General features: G+C 62.6%; 14 protein-coding genes. 8 read left to right on the plus strand and 6 right to left on the minus strand.

The window, feature by feature from the left end:
* Positions 1 to 137: 137 nt before the first annotated feature.
* The 3 genes from LAB08_RS17240 to LAB08_RS17250 all read right to left on the minus strand — a co-directional run bounded on the left by LAB08_RS17240 (position 138) and on the right by LAB08_RS17250 (position 3,620).
* Positions 138 to 2,120 (minus strand): methyl-accepting chemotaxis protein, encoded by a 1,983-nt coding sequence (locus LAB08_RS17240; protein WP_096510570.1) that lies wholly within the window; start codon positions 2,118 to 2,120, stop codon positions 138 to 140.
* A 406-nt stretch (positions 2,121 to 2,526) separates the two neighbouring features.
* Entirely contained in the window at positions 2,527 to 2,865 is a 339-nt protein-coding gene (locus LAB08_RS17245) for a hypothetical protein (protein WP_096510569.1), read from the minus strand.
* A 260-nt stretch (positions 2,866 to 3,125) separates the two neighbouring features.
* Positions 3,126 to 3,620 carry a winged helix-turn-helix transcriptional regulator gene (locus tag LAB08_RS17250; RefSeq protein ID WP_096510568.1) on the minus strand — a complete coding sequence of 165 codons (495 nt, stop codon included), beginning with the start codon at positions 3,618 to 3,620 and terminating at the stop codon, positions 3,126 to 3,128.
* A gap of 99 nt (positions 3,621 to 3,719) precedes the next feature.
* On the opposite strand from LAB08_RS17250, the gene LAB08_RS17255 reads away from it, so the two are divergent.
* Both LAB08_RS17255 and LAB08_RS17260 read left to right on the plus strand, forming a co-directional pair.
* Positions 3,720 to 4,358: a cysteine hydrolase family protein gene (locus LAB08_RS17255; RefSeq protein ID WP_096510567.1), complete on the plus strand. Its 639-nt coding sequence runs from the start codon at positions 3,720 to 3,722 to the stop codon at positions 4,356 to 4,358.
* Positions 4,355 to 5,920 carry an aldehyde dehydrogenase (NADP(+)) gene (locus LAB08_RS17260; RefSeq protein WP_096510566.1) on the plus strand — a complete coding sequence of 522 codons (1,566 nt, stop codon included), beginning with the start codon at positions 4,355 to 4,357 and terminating at the stop codon, positions 5,918 to 5,920. Before LAB08_RS17255 ends, LAB08_RS17260 begins: the two co-directional genes overlap by 4 nt.
* Before the next feature lie 128 nt (positions 5,921 to 6,048).
* On the opposite strand, the gene LAB08_RS17265 is transcribed toward LAB08_RS17260, so the two are convergent.
* The 3 genes from LAB08_RS17265 to LAB08_RS17275 all read right to left on the minus strand — a co-directional run bounded on the left by LAB08_RS17265 (position 6,049) and on the right by LAB08_RS17275 (position 9,247).
* Entirely contained in the window at positions 6,049 to 7,116 is a 1,068-nt protein-coding gene (locus LAB08_RS17265; protein WP_096515343.1) for a GGDEF domain-containing protein, read from the minus strand.
* A gap of 214 nt (positions 7,117 to 7,330) precedes the next feature.
* A complete protein-coding gene (locus LAB08_RS17270; protein ID WP_096510565.1) occupies positions 7,331 to 8,236 on the minus strand; it encodes a hypothetical protein in 906 nt (301 codons plus the stop codon).
* An 87-nt stretch (positions 8,237 to 8,323) separates the two neighbouring features.
* Positions 8,324 to 9,247, minus strand: coding sequence for a LysR family transcriptional regulator (locus tag LAB08_RS17275; protein WP_096510564.1), 924 nt, complete (start codon positions 9,245 to 9,247; stop codon positions 8,324 to 8,326).
* Positions 9,248 to 9,421: 174 nt separating this feature from the next.
* Between LAB08_RS17275 and gbd the strand changes: the two genes are divergently transcribed.
* From gbd to LAB08_RS17305, 6 genes are all read left to right on the plus strand, one after another.
* On the plus strand, positions 9,422 to 10,561 hold the full coding sequence (gene gbd, locus LAB08_RS17280; protein WP_096510563.1) for a 4-hydroxybutyrate dehydrogenase: 1,140 nt from the start codon (positions 9,422 to 9,424) through the stop codon (positions 10,559 to 10,561).
* A gap of 95 nt (positions 10,562 to 10,656) precedes the next feature.
* Positions 10,657 to 11,436: an enoyl-CoA hydratase-related protein gene (locus LAB08_RS17285; protein WP_096510562.1), complete on the plus strand. Its 780-nt coding sequence runs from the start codon at positions 10,657 to 10,659 to the stop codon at positions 11,434 to 11,436.
* A 1-nt stretch (position 11,437) separates the two neighbouring features.
* Positions 11,438 to 12,646, plus strand: a complete 1,209-nt coding sequence (locus tag LAB08_RS17290) for a CaiB/BaiF CoA transferase family protein (protein WP_096510561.1) — start codon at positions 11,438 to 11,440, stop codon at positions 12,644 to 12,646.
* A 145-nt stretch (positions 12,647 to 12,791) separates the two neighbouring features.
* A complete protein-coding gene (locus LAB08_RS17295) occupies positions 12,792 to 13,838 on the plus strand; it encodes a TRAP transporter substrate-binding protein (RefSeq protein WP_096510560.1) in 1,047 nt (348 codons plus the stop codon).
* Between the two features lie 15 nt (positions 13,839 to 13,853).
* Positions 13,854 to 15,749, plus strand: a complete 1,896-nt coding sequence (locus LAB08_RS17300; RefSeq protein WP_096510559.1) for a TRAP transporter large permease — start codon at positions 13,854 to 13,856, stop codon at positions 15,747 to 15,749.
* A 67-nt stretch (positions 15,750 to 15,816) separates the two neighbouring features.
* The gene (locus LAB08_RS17305) at positions 15,817 to 16,275 is read left to right on the plus strand and encodes a thioesterase family protein (protein ID WP_096510558.1); all 459 of its coding nucleotides are present in this window, start codon (positions 15,817 to 15,819) and stop codon (positions 16,273 to 16,275) included.
* The last annotated feature ends 9 nt before the right edge of the window (positions 16,276 to 16,284 follow it).

The raw sequence follows: 16,284 nt of genomic DNA on the forward strand, positions 1-16,284 counted from the left end.
GCGCGGGCACCAATGATTCCCCTGTGGGAGCGAGCCTGCTCGCGAAGGCGGCGTATCAGTCACATCAAATACTGAATGTACCGACGTATTCGCGAGCAGGCTCGCTCCTACAGGAGGAGCAGGTCACAGGGATGTATTCAATCCCTGAATTGCGTCAGTTGCCGGCTCAGCGAGCCGGCCTGATCGCGCAATTGCACTGACTGATCGAGCAGGCTGCGGATCGCCTGGTCGTTCTGTTCGGAGATGCGGCTGACGCCCTGGATGGCCACGGACAGTTGCTCACCGGTCGCCGCCTGGCTCTGGGTCTGGCGTGCCACTTCGCTGATGCGCGTCAGGATATCCTGGGCATGCTGGCGGATCTGATCCACGCCCTGGGCCGAGGTGGTTAGTTGCACCACGCCCTGGCGCACCGCTTCGCCGACCTGCTGGACGTTGGCCACGGTGTTGCGCACGTCCGAACCGATGGCGCCGATCATCTCGCCGATTTCACCGGTCGAGCGACTGGTGCGCTCCGCCAGTTGCCGCACTTCATCGGCCACCACGGCAAAACCACGGCCCTGCTCCCCTGCCCGCGCCGCTTCGATCGCCGCGTTGAGGGCCAACAGATTGGTCTGATCGGCGATGCTGCGAATCACCGCGATGATCCCGGCAATCTGTTGCGAGCGTTTTTCCAGATCGCCCACCGCGCCGGCGACCACGTCCATGGTCTGGTCTATATGGGTGATGCCGGCCAGGGTCTGGCTCATGTCCCCGGAAATGTGCGTAGTCAGCATTTCGGTGTTACGCGCCAGTTGCTCCACATCTTCGGCCTGCTGGGACATCTCGGTCACCGAGTGCGCCAGTGCCGTGACGCCGCTGGCCATTTCCTCGGTGGCGGTGTGCTGCGAAGTCGCCCGTTCGGCGACGGCCTGGGTGGTATCGCCCAGATGATTGGAGATCTGCATCAACGCCGTGCTGCTATGGCGAATCGAGCCCACCAGATCGCCCAGGCGCTGGATGAACTGGTTGAACGCCCCTGCCAGCTTGCCGGTTTCATCGCCGCTGCGCTGCTCGAAGCGCAACCCCAACTCGCCCTCCCAGGCCTGGATGCCGACCGTCAGGCCCGACAACGGACGAATCTGCCATGCCAGCAAATGCCACAGCACAATGGCCAGCACCAGCAACGCCACCAGGCCTATGATCACGGCGGTGTAGAGGAAATGATTAATGCCGGCCATGGCTTCGGCCAACGGGTACGCCACCATCAATGCCCAGTTGTTCGGCGCCTTGCCGATACGCACCGGTTGCAGCACATAGCCCCAGCCATCGCGCTCGAAGCTGTAGGACTGGCCGGCCTTGATCGCATCCTTGGCAGCAGTCGGCAACTCATTGGCCGGCTGACTCAGGCGCTTGGCGTCGGGATGGCTGGCGTACAGGCCGTCACTGGACACCAGCGCGCCGTAGCCTTTGTAGGCATCGATGGTCGAGAGTTGATGGTTGATGCTTTCCAGCGGGATATCGACCCCCGCCACGCCCACCGCCTTGCCGCCTTGCAACAGCGGCACCATGATCGACACCATCATCACCTGCTGGCCGCTGCCGGTACTGTAGGCAAAGGGTTCGGACGCCCATGGCTGGCGGGTGTGCAGTGGCCGGTAGTAATACTGGTTGTCGGCATTCTCCGGGGTGTATCCGCTCAATGCCTCGGACTTCACCGCGCCTGCGGCACGGTTCCAGTAGGTCAGGTAACGGCCCGTAGCGTCATGATTGGGCTGGTTGGCGTACTCACTGTCCTTGCCATCGAACGCGTTGGGCTCCCAATACTGCCCAAGGCCCAGCAGCTTGGGATTGGCCTCGAACAGCTGGCGAGTCAGGGCATCGGCGGTCTTGCGGTCGACCTGTTGTTGCTGCATCGCCGTGGCGACACTGGCCAGGGATTCAGCCACGGTAAAACCGGCACCGAGTTCGACTTCCACTTGCTTGGCATTGGCCTTGACGATGGTATCGACCAGGGCAAAGGTTTCTTTGACGGAGGAGCCATAGGCGATGTAGGCGATGGAACCCAGCAGCAGCGCCATGACGACGACAGTTCCCGTCAGCGCCGTCCAGAACAGCTTGAAGTGCAGTGAGCGATTGGGCATGAGCATTCTCGAATGAGCGATACGTCAGCCAGCACAGCCCGCGCAAAAAATGTGAGTGCAGCAGCCCTGCTGGCAAGTGATTTATAATTGATATTATTTGGCCACTATATCGAGGCGCAAGGCCTCGATGCAACCTAAATGAACACTTGTTCAATCAGGAGAGAATGCGGCTACGAGCGCCACGCAGACACGTCCGGTTCGAGTTTCGGGGGATGGAAGCGGGTCTTTCGGCTATTACCGATCAGCCAGGCGTGACACTACAAATGTGGCGAGGGAGCTTGCTCCCGCTGGGCCGCGAAGCGGCCCCAAAAAAAGGGCCTGCTGCGCAGTCCAACGGGAGCAAGCTCCCTCGCCACAGGTTGTTCGCATCTTCTAACTAACCGCCATTAACCTTTTCGGCTCTTGCTCAAAGGCATTCCTGGGCAGCGCGTTCAAGTCGCGAAGGCCCGAACGTCGAGGCCAGCAATGCGCGTTCGTACAAAAACACCTTGCCGCCGTTCGACGCCTTGTAGGCCTCGAGCACATCGTTTGCAGCGACTTTGCTTGAAACCACGATCCGGTAACTGCGCTGGGTTTCCGACAAGGTCGCGTGCAGCGAATTTTGCTGCAGCTTGGGGAGAACGCAATTCGCGTAATCCGCGGGGGCTTTTTTCGTCTGCAAGGTCAGCGTCGGGTCGTTTGGCGTGGAGGCACAGCCCGACAACAGCAGGGATGCGGCAATAGCCAGTCGGGCATGAAGGTTCATCGCGCCGGTTCCTTAAGAGCGTTTTAGGTGGGTGCGATTTTCCTTGTTTCCCGGATACAACAGAACTTGTGATCGGTGATTGTCACTATTACTCGAACGAATAGTTATGAGCTCATACCGCCCCCGTCCCCTGTGGGAGCGAGCCTGCTCGCGATGGACGCCAACGAAAACGCGCTCTGTCTGAATGGTTGCGGTGTCCAGACGTCTTTCGCGAGCAGGCTCGCTCCTACAGGGGAATGCGTTTGGTCTCTAATCCGCGATCACGCCTTGAACGCCTCTCGCCGTGCCAACCGCTCCTGGGCATAAGCCGCCGAAGGCTCGCTGATCATCTCTTCCCGACGCAGCAGCTCTCCACAATGCTCGCAAAGCGGCCCGAGTCCGGCAGGGTGCCCGCAGGTCTGGTGGGTGAAGCGCACGGCCACCCCTTCCTCTGCCGATTTACACCAGGCTTCCCCCCAGGCACGCAGGGCCAGCACCACCGAATAAAACGCCTCGCCCTTGGCGGTGAGGTGGTACTCGTAGCGCTTGGGTCGTTCGTTGTAAGCACGGCGCTCGACCATCCCGTCAGCCTCCAGGCTTTTCAGGCGTGCCGCGACCATCTGCGGCGTTCCTCCGGTCTGCGCCTGGATTTCGTCGTATCGATGATTGCGCATGAACAATTCGCGCAGCACCAACACCGTCCATCGGTCTCCGACGACCGCCTCGGCCCGTGCGATCGGGCACAAAGTTTCAGGACTACTCTTTTTTACTGCCATGCAGGCTTGCCTCTTTCACAGTAACTATGATTATCATATCTACACCATGCCGGGGCAAGCCCATGGCACGGGTCAGCCCACATTCCTGGAGAACTCGTCATGTCGAATGCTGCCTATCCGCTTGATCGCACCGCCTATCTGCTGGTCGATCCCTACAACGACTTCCTCTCCGAAGGCGGCAAGGTTTACCCCTTGATCGAACCGATCGCCGAGCAAGTCGGCCTGCTCGACAACCTGCGCACACTGGACCGCACGGTCCGTGCCCTGGACATTCCGGTGGTCATCGTACCGCACCGTCGCTGGGAGAAAGGCGATTACGAAAACTGGGATCATCCAAGCCCGAGCCAATGCAAGATCCAGCACATGCACCACTTCGCCCGTGGCGAATGGGGCGGTGAATGGCACCCCGATTTTGCACCCAAGGAAGGCGACATTGTCGTTTCGGAGCATTGGGGCTCGAGCGGTTTTGCCAACACCGACCTGGATTTTCGCCTCAAGCAAAGAGGCATCACCCACGTAATCATCGTCGGCCTGCTGGCCAATACCTGCATCGAAGCCACCGCTCGCTACGCCCAGGAACTCGGTTACCACGTCACCTTGGTGCGCGACGCCACCGCCGCGTTCAAGCCGGAAATGATGCACGCCGCCCATGAGCTGAACGGCCCCACGTTCGCCCACGCCATCACGACCACCGCTGAGCTCATCGGAACCCTGAACCCATCGGGAGAAGCGAAATGAATTTGACCGGCAATCTCCTGATCGGCGCCAGCGAAGTCCCTGCCAGCGAAGGGACGATGAAGGCGCTCAACCCCGCCACCAACCAACTCATCGAACCGGACTTCGCCTTCGGTGGTGTCGCGGATGTCGACAAGGCGGCGAAACTGGCCGACGAGGCATTCGACCATTACAGCCATACCTCGCTGGCCGAACGTTCGGCGTTCCTTGAGCGCATCGCCGACAATCTCGATGCCGTGAGCCAGGAGCTGGCGGCACGGGCAACACTGGAAACCGGCCTGCCCGAAGCCCAACTCCAGGGCGAAGCGGCCAAAGCGGCCACCCAGTTCCGCCAATTCGCCGATGTCGTGCGCAAAGGGCGTTTCCTGCAACTGGCCATCGACCCGGCACAACCTGACCGCCAGCCACGGCCGCGCATGGATCACCGCCTGCAGAAAATCGCCATCGGCCCTGTGGCTGTTTTCGGCGCGAGCAATTTCCCCATCAGCTACTCGGTTGCCGGCGGCGACACCGCCTCGGCGCTGGCGTCGGGCGCGACGGTCATCGTCAAGGCCCATAACGCGCACCCTGGCGCCTCGGAAATCCAGGCCCGGGCCATCCGTCAGGCCGTGCAGGACAGCGGTTTGCCGGAAGGTGTGTTCTCGATGGTGCGCGGCGGCGGCAATGCCATCGGCGAAGCCCTGGTCGATCACCCGCTGATCAAGGCCGTGACCTTCACCGGCTCGGAACAGGGTGGCATGGCGCTGTATCGCCGAGCGCAGCTGCGACCCGACCCCATCCCGGTGTTTACCGAGATGACCAGCGTCAACCCCACGTTCATCCTGCCCCAGGCACTCGCCGCGCGCGGTGCGCAGATCGGTGACGGATTCGTCGAGCGCATGCTGGTCAATGTCGGCCAGGCCTGCCTCAAGCCGGCGATCCTGATCGCGGTCGACGGCGCAGGGTTCGAGGCGTTGCGCGCCGCCATGGTCAAGCGTGTGACCGATGCACCGGCGCGTCCGATGCTGACACCGGGGATTCACGGGGCTTACCTCAGCGGCCTCGACCGCCTGCAAAGCACCGGTGCAAACCTGGTTGCCGTGGGTTCGGTGGCCCATGCCGATCTGGATGGCCGATCCGCGCTGCTTGAAGTCGATGGCCAGCGTTTCCTGGCCGAAAACGCACTGGCCCATGAAGTGTTCGGGCCGGCGGGACTGCTGGTGAAGGTCAAGGACGAGACGGAAATGTTCGCTGTCGCCCGCTCGTTGCGCGGCCAGCTCAGCGCAACCCTGCACCTTGAGGAGGCGGATTTGGACCTGGCCCGACGTTTGTTGCCGGTGCTGGAGCGGCGCACCGGGCGGATCGTGGTCAACGCCTTCGCCCACCCGCAGGAAGTGTCTTTCGCCACCATTCACGGCGGCCCCTTCCCGGCCTCGTCGGACAGCCGATTCACCTCGGTGGGCATGACCTCCATCGAACGCTTCCTGCGCCCGGTGACTTACCAGGGGTTTCCGGATGCGTTGCTGCCCGAAGCGCTGCGTGAGCTCAATCCACTGGGACTGCCACGCAGCGTAGAGGGTCAATAAACGATATCGCGCCTGACAACATCCAAATGTGGGAGCGAGCCTGCTCGCGAAAGCAGTGGGTCAGTCAACCTGGATGTTGAATGTGATACCGCCTTCGCGAGCAGGCTCGCTCCCACAGGTGATCGAGGTCAGCGCTGGAGTTCCGGGGTTTTATGTATCGCACACACCTGGTTCCGCCCATTGCGCTTGGCCTGGTACAGCCCATCGTCGGCGCGGGTCAACAGGCTTTCCAGGTTGTCACCGGGTTGCACGAAGGCCACGCCGAAGGACGCTGTGATGGTGTCCAGTACGGTATCGGTGCCCCGTGCCTTGATCCGCAACGACTGGACCTTCAGGCGCAACAGCTCGGCGAAGGCGCAGGCACTGTCGAGATTGACGCAGTCTTCGAGCACCACGCAGAACTCCTCGCCGCCATAACGCGCGGCAAAGGCGTTGGGGGCCAGCGCACTGCGCAGCACCTGAGCGACGTGCTGCAACACCCGGTCACCCAGCGGGTGGCCGTATTGATCGTTGAATTGCTTGAAGTGGTCGATATCCAGCATCACCAGCGCGACACTCCGGGAGCCTTTGGCCAAGGCCTGCTCCAGCAGCCGCGTGAAGGCCGTCCGGTTCAGCAGCTCGGTCAGGCCATCCAGCGTCGCCGCCTGTTGCGCGCGCTCCAGTTTGTCCCGCAGGGTCTTGATCTCGTTTTGCGCCGAGTGCAGCTGGGAAAGGAACTGCTCCTGCTGACTCTGCATCAGCCGGGTACTCTGCTGCAGCTCGTTCAAGATACCCGGCAAGCGCTCGCTGACCGGCTCCTCGAGCATCTCCAGGCACTGCCCGAGACGGTGCTGGAAGTTGGCACTGCCCTTCACACTGCGCGAGACGTCGCGCTCCATGCCATCGACCAGGCTGATGACCTGTTGCTGCCCGGCGCGGGCATCTTCCAGCTCGTCACGGATGATGTACTCGCGAAAAAGCCGTGTCGCGGACTCTGGCGGGCAACCGTCGAAGTCTCTGACCACCCGGTCCAGATGGCGATTGAGTTCCGGGTCCTGGCCTTTGCTGTAGGTGTACCACAGCGCGTAATGCACCGGATTGGGCGGGATATTGTGGCGAACCATCAGGGGTACGGCTTGCTTGAGCAGCGCCGCCGCCTCGCGGGAGTCTTCCGGATAAAGCGCTAGAACATTCGCACGCGAGTCTGATTGGCTCATGGATTCACTGTGGTTGTTAATCATTGGCGTTTGTACAGTGCGCCGAGCATACCGATACAGCTGGCAATCGGCTATCCCGGTTTTGTTCTAGAGGGAAATTTGAGAGCACAGCAAAACCCTGTGGGAGCTGGCTTGCCAGCGATGAGGGAGTGTCAGACGGCATCGATCCTGGCTGACACACCGCTATCGCGGGCAAGCCCGCTCCCACAGGGTTCTAGTTGTTTCCTGGAGAAAGATAGGGTTCGATAAACCCACAGCCCAGAATCTCATTCAGACGTTTGTCATCGCTCATCCGCCGAAACAGCCCCGGCGTCATCCACGGCGCACGGCCATCAACGTTGGGAGCCCCCAATCCAGCCAACAGGTCATCGATGAAAACGGAGCGGGTTTCGAAGGAGATCCGCGTCAACCCGGTGCTGTTGCCGACGCCGACATGGGCGTGCGCCCCGGAAAAGGCAATCAGGCTGCCAGGTGCGATATCGACAGCAACGCCCTGCTGCGGATCAACCGCCTCCAGCAGATGCGGGATGGCTTCATCGGCATCCACCGCGTTGCGTCCGTCGCGATGGGAGCGTTGCAAAATCGTGCGCATATCGAAATCCGCGCTGGAATTGAGCAGCGGGCGCCGCCACAGATGCGGGTACAAGGCGAAGGTCCGCCCCGTGGTGATCGGGTAAATCGGCGCCCACCAGTTGGTCTGCGCATACAGATTCGAGCCCCAGGTGTCGCGGTGAAAAGCGATGGTGGCCGTGGTGCGGGCGCGTGGCGCGACATGCCGCGGCTCACGGTGTGGCTGAAAACGCAGGTGCAGGCGATCGCAGGCCAGGGCATCAGGGTCAATTCCAAGGCTCTCGACAACGACTTGCCAGCGCTGCCGTATTTCGGCGGCGCTGGCGAAAGCATTCTGGCATTGGGAAAAACGTTCGGTCTGTTCGCCGTGGCTCAGGTGCCGATGGATTTCTTGCGGCGACCACGGATGCAACGCCTCTTCGAGCCACTCACGGGTGAATGCCACCAGCGACGCCATGGGCGACAAATCGTTGAAACGAATGATCTCGCCGGCATAGATCCGGTCGTGAAACTGCCGGGCGCTGCCCGGTGTTTCCAGCGCGCTGTACATGACCTGACGTCCACTGAAGATGCCTGCCTGACTCTAGAGCTACGCCCTTCACTGCGCAAAGGGGCAGCTGCCGCAAAAAACAGCGGATCAGCCCGGGTTCAACAACGCCTGACGCAGCAACCTGGCCGCCGGTGAATCCGGCACGCCTTTGCGTGAAACCAGTTCATAGGGCTCGCTGCGTGAGGTGATGGGCAGCGGCAGCGTGGTGGTGAAGCCGTAGCCGGAACAGAAATTGGCCACGTCCGTCGAGACCAGCGCCACCAGCGTCGGGTTCTCCTGCAACAACGACAGCGTCGCGAAAGCCGAAGTGGTTTCCAGCAGATGCACCGGAAAGCGCAGGTTGGCCTCGTGAAACTCCCGTTCCAGCAGCAGGCGCATGGGCATGTTGGCGCGGTAGACCACCCAGCGGTAATCCACCAGGTCCTTCAGGGTCAGCCGCCTGGCATAGGCAAATGGATGCTGGGTGCTGGCGATCACCGCCAGGGTTTCCTCGACGAATGTCGCGCTCTCATACAGGTACGGCGTGGTGCTGATGGTGGTGCGACAGATCGCCAGGTCCAGCCGCCCGGCGTCGAGCTGGCTCAGCAGCGCGGCGCTGGTGTCTTCGACGATCTCAACGGACATTTTCGGGTTGTCGGCGATCACCCGGCTGATCGCGGTGGTCAGTAGCGGCACGGCGCCCATGATGGTGCCCACCGACACCCGCCCGCCCTCCCCGCTCATGATGCCGATGATCTCTTCACGCAGGTGCGCCAGGTCAGTCTGGATCAACCGGGCGTAACGAATCACCGAGCGCCCGGCATCGTTGGGTTCAAGCCCACGGTTAGTGCGGGTGAACAGCGAGGTGCCGAAGGTGGTTTCGATTTCCTGCAACGCCTTGCTGGCGCCGGGCTGGGTCAGGGCCACCTGTTTGGCCGCGCCCAGCAAGGAGCCGTGCTCATCGAGGGCTATCAACAAGCGCAGTTGCTTGATGTGCAAACGGGACATGATCGAGTTGAGTGAGGGCGTCATCAGGGTTAACTAAAAGTTATAGAGGTATCGAAAGTTGTCAGTATCGGGGTCACCCCGACGGCCCTATAGTCCGCTCCACAGTCAGGCAATGCAATGGGTTTGACCATAGCGCCACGGCGCTGCTGCCACGAACCGATCGCGACAATAACAATCCTGTATAACTTGTGGTGAATCATGTCCCTCATCAATTACGTCACCAAAATCCAGTTCGGCTATGACAGCCTGGAGCACCTGGCCGCCGAAGCCGGGCGTGCCGGCATCACCCGTGCACTGATCGTCACCGACCAGGGCGTGCGCAATGCCGGCATCGTCGACAAGGTCATCGCCGCCCTCGGCGCCCACCACCCTTATACGATTTTCGACGCGACCCCACCGAACCCCAACGAGCACGCCGTGCGTGAAGCGGTTGCGCAATACCGCAGCGGTGAATGCGACGGCATCATCGCAGTCGGCGGTGGTTCATCCATCGACCTGGCCAAGGGCGTGGCGGTGTGTGCCACCCATGACGGCCCGCTGCAAAGCTTTGCCGTCATTGAAGGCGGCCTGGAGCGCATCACCTCGGCCACCGCGCCGTTGATCGCGATCCCGACCACTGCTGGCACCGGCAGCGAAGTCGGCCGCGGTGCCATCCTGATCCTCGACGATGGTCGCAAGGTCGGCGTGATCTCGCCTTATGTGGTACCCCGCGTGGCCATCTGCGACCCCGAACTGACCCTCGGCCTGCCGCCGATGCTGACCGCTGCCACCGGCATGGACGCCATCGCCCATTGCATCGAAACCTTCATGGCGCCGGCCTTCAACCCGGCCGCGGACGGCATCGCCCTCGACGGCCTGTGGCGTGCCTGGGGCCACATCGAACGCGCCACCGCCGAACCCGGCGATCGCGAAGCGCGGTTGAACATGATGAGCGCATCGATGCAGGGCGCATTGGCGTTCCAGAAAGGCCTGGGCTGCGTGCACAGCCTGTCCCATGCCCTGGGCGGGATCAATCCGAAACTGCACCACGGCACCTTGAACGCGATTTTCCTGCCGGCGGTGGTGCACTTCAACGCCGACTCCCCGACCGTGCGCGACGAGCGAAAACTCGAACGCCTGCGGCACGCCATGGGCCTGGCCGCCGACGCCAACATCGGCTCGGCCATCGAGGACATGACCCGCCGCCTGGGCCTGCCGACCCGCCTGAGCGAAATCGGCGTCGACGAAAGCCTGTTCGACCACATCGTCGAGGGCGCGCTGCACGATCACAGCCACAAGACCAACCCGCGCGAGGCATCCAGTGCGGACTACCTGACGATGCTGCGGCAATCGCTTTAGAACATCGCCACACCCTGCTTTCCAACAATAAAAAATCAGGAGGCCGCCAAGTCGCCGCAATCACGCTTTCGTGGTGCGGCGATGGCAGAACAACCATGAAGCCCACCGTCCTTTTCGAACGGCAAGACAGCCTTGCCATTGTCACCCTCAGCAACCCGGGAAAAATGAACGCCCTCAACTTGTCGATGTGGCAGGACCTGGGGGATGTCATGAGCGAACTGTCCGCCGACCCGAGCGTGCGCTGCGTGGTGTTGCGCGGTGAAGGCGAACAGGCCTTTGCCGCCGGCGCCGACGTCGGCGAGTTTCCGACCGTGCGCGCCAATCCCTCTCAAGCCCGCGTGTATGCCGAAGTCACCTCGGCGGCGATGCGTGCGGTTGCCGACTGCCGGCCCCCGGTAATCGCGATGATCCACGGCGTCTGCGTCGGTGGCGGGCTGGAGATTGCGGCGCTGTGCGACCTGCGTATCTGCGGCACGTCCAGCCGTTTCGGTGCGCCGGTCGGCAAGCTGGGCCTGGTCATGTCCTATGACGAAATGGCCGGACTGGTGGCGCTGGCCGGGCGTTCGACCACCCTGGAAATCCTCCTCGAAGGCCGCATCCTCGATGCCCAGGATGCCTACGTGAAAAACCTCGTGACCCGGGTCGTCGCCGATGCCGAAGTCGAAAGCGAAACCCTCGCCACCGCCCGGCGCATCGCCAATGGCGCACCGCTGGTTGCCCGCTGGCACCGCCAGGCCGCGCGCCAGCTCGAAGCCGGTCACGCGCCTACTGCCGCGCAGATCGACCACAGCTATTTCTGCTACGACACCGACGACTTTCAGATCGGTCTCAACGCGTTCATCGCGAAAGCCAAACCACAATTCGAGGGTAAATAACATGGGACCGTTGACAGGCATGCGCGTAGTAGAACTGGCTCACATCATGTCCGGGCCAGTGTGCGGCATGATGCTGGCCGACATGGGGGCCGACGTAGTCAAGGTCGAGAAAGTGCCCGACGGCGATGACTCCCGGCGCTTCTCGCCGATCATGACCAGCGGCGAGTCCGCCTCGTTCATGGTGGTCAACCGCAACAAGCGCGGCATCGGCCTGAACCTGAAGACCGACGGCGGTCGCGATGTGCTGCGCCGCCTGCTGATGGACGCCGATGTGGTCACCGAAAACTACCGCGCCGGGACCATGGAGAAGTTCGGCCTGGGTTACGACACCCTGAAAACCCTGAACCCGGGGCTGATCTACTGCGCGATCTCCGGTTACGGCCGCAGCGGTCCGTTCGGCGACAAGGGCGGTTTCGACCTGATCGCCCAAGGCATGAGCGGCATGATGAGCATGACCGGTGAAGCCGGGCGTGAGCCGGTCAAGGCCGGTTCGCCGGTGGCCGACATCAACTCCGGCATCCTCGCCGCCCTCGGCATCTGCGCCGCCTTCGCCGCCAAACAGAAAACCGGGCTGGGGCAAATGGTCGACACCTCGCTGTTCGAGGCCGGTCTGCAACAGATGTTCTGGCCGGCGGCGGCGTACTTTGCCGATGGCACCATCCTGCCGAAAATGGGCTCGGCCAACTCCACCAGCGCGCCGTATCAGGTGTTCCGCACCGCCGACGGCTGGATCAACATCGGCGCCGCCAACCAGGCCAACTACGAACGCTTGGTCGAAGCCCTCGCGGTCCCGCAACTCAAGGCCGACCCGCGCTTCGCCAGCAACGCCCTGCGCATGGAGCATCGCCTGGCCCTGGTGGAAATCCTCAACGAAGTGCTGGTGGCCCGCACCACCGATGAATGGATGGTGCTGTTCGACAGCCTCGGCCTGCCCGCCGGACCGGTCCTGGACATCGCCGCCGCCCTCGCCCACCCGCAAACCCAGGCCCGGGGCATGGTGGTGGAAACCCAACACCCGACCGAAGGCCGCGTGCGCGGCATGGGCCTGCCGATCCACTTTTCCGACATGGACAACGCCCCGCCACAAACCAGCCGCCCGGCGCCGCTGCTTGGTGAACACACCCGCGAGGTACTGAAAGAAAGCGGCTACGCCGAAGACGAAATCGACGACCTGATTCGCAGCAAGGCGGTGCTGGCACTCGCTTCCTGAACCGCCGAATCGAGACCTGTGGGAGCGAGCCTGCTCGCGAATGCGGTGTGTCATTCAGCATAAATGTTGACTGACCCGGCCCCATCGCGAGCAGGCTCGCTCCCACAAAAACTAGAACAACAACAAAAACAAAAAGGTGAACAACATGAGCCGTATCTTGACCGAAGCCGTCAGCCGCCGATCTTTCCTGGTCGGTGCCGGTGTCACCGTTGGCGGTGCATTCGCCGCCAGCCTGCTGCCCACCAGCGGCGTGTTTGCCGCCACCAAACCCATCGTGTTGCGCTACAGCAGCAGCCTGCCCGACACCCACCCGCTGAACAAACAGATGAAGGCCGCGTCCGAGGCGATCAAGGCCGAAACCAATGGCGCCGTGGACCTGCAGGTGTATGCCAACGCCTCCATGGGCGGCGACACCGACATGCTGTCCCAGGTGCGCGCCGGCGCGGTGGATTTCATTCCCCTGCCCGGTGCGATTCTCTCGACCCTGGTCCCGGCGATGTCCATCGAGAGCATGCCGTTCGCCTTCAAGGACTACGAGAGTGTCTGGGCCGCGCTGGACGGCAAACTGGGCGAGTACGTGCGCGCCCAGACCACCAAGGTCGGGCTGATTCCGATGGAGAAAGTCTGGAACAACGGCTTCCGCCAGATCACCAGTTCGACCCGTCCGATCAACACCCCCGAAGACCTCGCCGGCTTCAAGTTGCGCGTGCTGGTCAGCCCGTTGTGGACCTCGATGTTCAGCGCACTGGGCGCCGCCCCCACCGGCATCAGCATCAACGAAACCTACTCGGCGTTGCAGACCAAGGTTGTCGACGGCCAGGAAAACCCGCTGGTGGTGGTCGAGTCGGCGCGCTTCTATGAAGTGCAGAAATACTGCTCCCTGACCGACCACATCTGGGGCGGTTTCTGGATCCTCGGCTCCGGCAAGACCTTCCCGAAACTGCCCCAGGATGTGCAGGAAATCGTCTCCCGGCAGATCAACGCCGCCGCCCTGGTCCAGCGCCAGCAAGTGATCGACCTCAACGCCAGCCTGGAACCGTCGCTGACTGCCCACGGCATTACCTTCAACAAGGTCGACCGTTCGCTGTTCCGCGCCGACCTGCAGAAGAAAGGTTTCTACACCCAGTGGAAACAGAAGTACGGCGACGAAGCCTGGAACCTGCTTGAGCAGTACGCGGGTCAATTGTCCTGAGCCGGAGACACAGTCATGAAAAACCCGATACCGATGACGGACGTTTCCCCTGCTGAACGACTCAGCCCACGCCACACCGCACTGCGCCTTGGCCGTACCCTCGACACCGCCCTGCGTTGGGCGACCGAGGGCAGCGCCGCGTTGCTGGTGACCCTGGAAGTCACCTTGCTGTTCTGCAACGTGTTCTCCCGTTACGTGCTCAACCAGCCGATTGTCTGGGGCGACGAAATGGCGTCGCTGCTGTTCCTGTGGCTGGCGATGCTCGGCTCGGTGGTGGCGATGCGACGTGGCGAGCACATGCGCCTGACGTCTTTCATCGCCCGCCTGCCGGCGGAAAAACGCGCCTTCGTCGACACCTTCGGCGCGGTGATCGTCATCACCTTTATCGTGATGCTGTTCTCGCCGGCCTGGGAGTTCGTCAGCGATGAATGGATCATCACCACCGCCGCCCTGGAAATCCCCAACGCCTTTCGCGTGTCGGCCATTGCCGTCGGCCTGAGTCTGATGCTGCTGACCTGCGTGGCGCGGCTGTTGACCAGCGCACGGCTGATCGACTTCACCGTGTCGGTGGCGATGCTCGGTTCGCTGGCAGCGCTGCTATGGGCCGGTGAAGCCACCCTGCTGCTGATGGGCAACTGGAACCTGATCGTGTTCTTCATGATCGGCGTGATGGGCATGATCGTCATTGGCGTACCGATCATGGTCGCGTTTGGCCTGGCCACCGTGGCGTACCTGTCGACCATGACCAGCACACCGCTGACCCTGGTGGTGGGCCGCATGGACGAAGGCATGGCCAGCCTGATCCTGCTGGCGATTCCATTGTTCGTGTTCCTCGGCGCACTGATCGAAGCCATGGGCATGGCGCGGGCGATGATCCGCTTCCTGTGCTCGTTGATCGGCCATGTCCGTGGCGGCCTGTCGTACGTATTGATCGGTGCAATCTACCTGATCTCCGGGATTTCCGGCTCGAAGGCGGCCGACATGGCGGCCATTGCACCGGCGCTGTTTCCGGAAATGAAGAAACGCGGCGAGGATGAAAACGAACTGGTGGCGATGCTCAATGCCTCCGGTGCGATGTCGGAAACCATCCCGCCGAGCCTGGTGTTGATTACCATCGGTTCGGTCACCGGCGTGTCGATTTCCGCGCTGTTCACCGGCGGTTTCATGCCGGCGGTGGTGGGTGCGATTGCCATGGCCGTGGTGATCTGGTGGAAAAACCGCAAAGGCGAGGCCTCTACCGGCAAACGCGCCTCGGGCAAGGAAATCGGCCATTCGCTGCTGGTCGCCCTGCCGGCCCTGGCCCTGCCCTTCGTGATCCGCACCGCGGTGGTCGAAGGCGTCGCCACCGCCACCGAAGTGGCCGCCATAGGCGTGGCCTACACCTTTATCGTCGGCTTGCTGTGCTACCGCTGCTTTGACTGGAAACGCCTGTACCCGATCCTGGTCAGCACCGCGTCGCTGTCCGGCGCGATCCTGATCATCATCGGCAGCGCCACGGCCATGGCCTGGGCCTTGACCCAGTCGGGGTTCTCTCATCAGTTGGCGCAGGTGATGTCCACCGTGCCCGGTGGCGCACTGGGCTTCCTGATCATCTCCGCCGTGGCGTTCATTCTGCTCGGCAGTTTCCTGGAAGGCATCCCGGCCATCGTGCTGTTCGGGCCGCTGTTGTTCCCGATTGCCAGGGCCATGGGCATCAATGATGTGCACTACGCCATGGTCGCGATCTTCGCCATGGGCCTGGGCCTGTTCGCGCCACCGTTCGGCGTGGGGTTCTATGCCGCCTGCGCCATTGCCAAGGTCGACCCCAGCGGCGCCATGCGTCGGGTCTGGCCGTACCTCGGTGCGCTGGTCGTAGCGCTGGGGGTGCTGATCGCCGTGCCCTGGATTTCCATCGGTTTCCTGCCGTCCTGAATCACCTTTTGACACTCCTGCCGGTGGTCGCGATCTCGACTGCCGGCACTCAAACACGAGGTTGCTTATGAATTTCTCCACACTGGAAAGCGGCGCCACCACCGAACGCCGGCTGATCGTCGACTCGCCGCGCACCATCTCGTTTCTCGGCGAGGACTTGCGCATCTACGCCACCCCGCGCCTGGTGGATGACATCGAACAGACCTGCCTGGACTACCTGCTGACCTTCCTCGACGACGGCGAAAACACCGTGGGCGCGGCGGTGGATATCCGCCACGTCGGCGCGACCTTGCTGGGCATGTCAGTGAGCATCGTCGCCACCGTCACCCGCATTGAAGGCCGCAGCGTCACCTTCAATGTCGAAGTGCGCGATGACGTGGAACTGGTGGCGACGGCGGCGCACACGCGGGTGGTGGTCAATGTCGCCAAGCTGCGCAGCCGCGTCCAGGCCAAGGCCCTGGCGGTGGAGGCCGGCGACGTCGATGACGACGCGCTCAGCCCTGCACGCCTCACTGCGTCACGCTGAGTACGTTGC

Source organism: Pseudomonas izuensis, from assembly GCF_002356535.2.
GTDB lineage: Bacteria > Pseudomonadota > Gammaproteobacteria > Pseudomonadales > Pseudomonadaceae > Aquipseudomonas > Aquipseudomonas izuensis.

Bases quoted from the DNA above. Each gene is read 5' to 3' on its own strand.
- LAB08_RS17240 (WP_096510570.1), bottom strand. From the start codon at position 2,120: ATGCCCAATCGCTCACTGCACTTCAAGCTGTTCTGGACGGCGCTGACG.
- LAB08_RS17245 (WP_096510569.1), bottom strand. From the start codon at position 2,865: ATGAACCTTCATGCCCGACTGGCTATTGCCGCATCCCTGCTGTTGTCG.
- LAB08_RS17250 (WP_096510568.1), bottom strand. From the start codon at position 3,620: ATGGCAGTAAAAAAGAGTAGTCCTGAAACTTTGTGCCCGATCGCACGG.
- LAB08_RS17255 (WP_096510567.1), top strand. From the start codon at position 3,720: ATGTCGAATGCTGCCTATCCGCTTGATCGCACCGCCTATCTGCTGGTC.
- LAB08_RS17260 (WP_096510566.1), top strand. From the start codon at position 4,355: ATGAATTTGACCGGCAATCTCCTGATCGGCGCCAGCGAAGTCCCTGCC.
- LAB08_RS17265 (WP_096515343.1), bottom strand. From the start codon at position 7,116: ATGAGCCAATCAGACTCGCGTGCGAATGTTCTAGCGCTTTATCCGGAA.
- LAB08_RS17270 (WP_096510565.1), bottom strand. From the start codon at position 8,236: ATGTACAGCGCGCTGGAAACACCGGGCAGCGCCCGGCAGTTTCACGAC.
- LAB08_RS17275 (WP_096510564.1), bottom strand. From the start codon at position 9,247: ATGACGCCCTCACTCAACTCGATCATGTCCCGTTTGCACATCAAGCAA.
- gbd (WP_096510563.1), top strand. From the start codon at position 9,422: ATGTCCCTCATCAATTACGTCACCAAAATCCAGTTCGGCTATGACAGC.
- LAB08_RS17285 (WP_096510562.1), top strand. From the start codon at position 10,657: ATGAAGCCCACCGTCCTTTTCGAACGGCAAGACAGCCTTGCCATTGTC.
- LAB08_RS17290 (WP_096510561.1), top strand. From the start codon at position 11,438: ATGGGACCGTTGACAGGCATGCGCGTAGTAGAACTGGCTCACATCATG.
- LAB08_RS17295 (WP_096510560.1), top strand. From the start codon at position 12,792: ATGAGCCGTATCTTGACCGAAGCCGTCAGCCGCCGATCTTTCCTGGTC.
- LAB08_RS17300 (WP_096510559.1), top strand. From the start codon at position 13,854: ATGAAAAACCCGATACCGATGACGGACGTTTCCCCTGCTGAACGACTC.
- LAB08_RS17305 (WP_096510558.1), top strand. From the start codon at position 15,817: ATGAATTTCTCCACACTGGAAAGCGGCGCCACCACCGAACGCCGGCTG.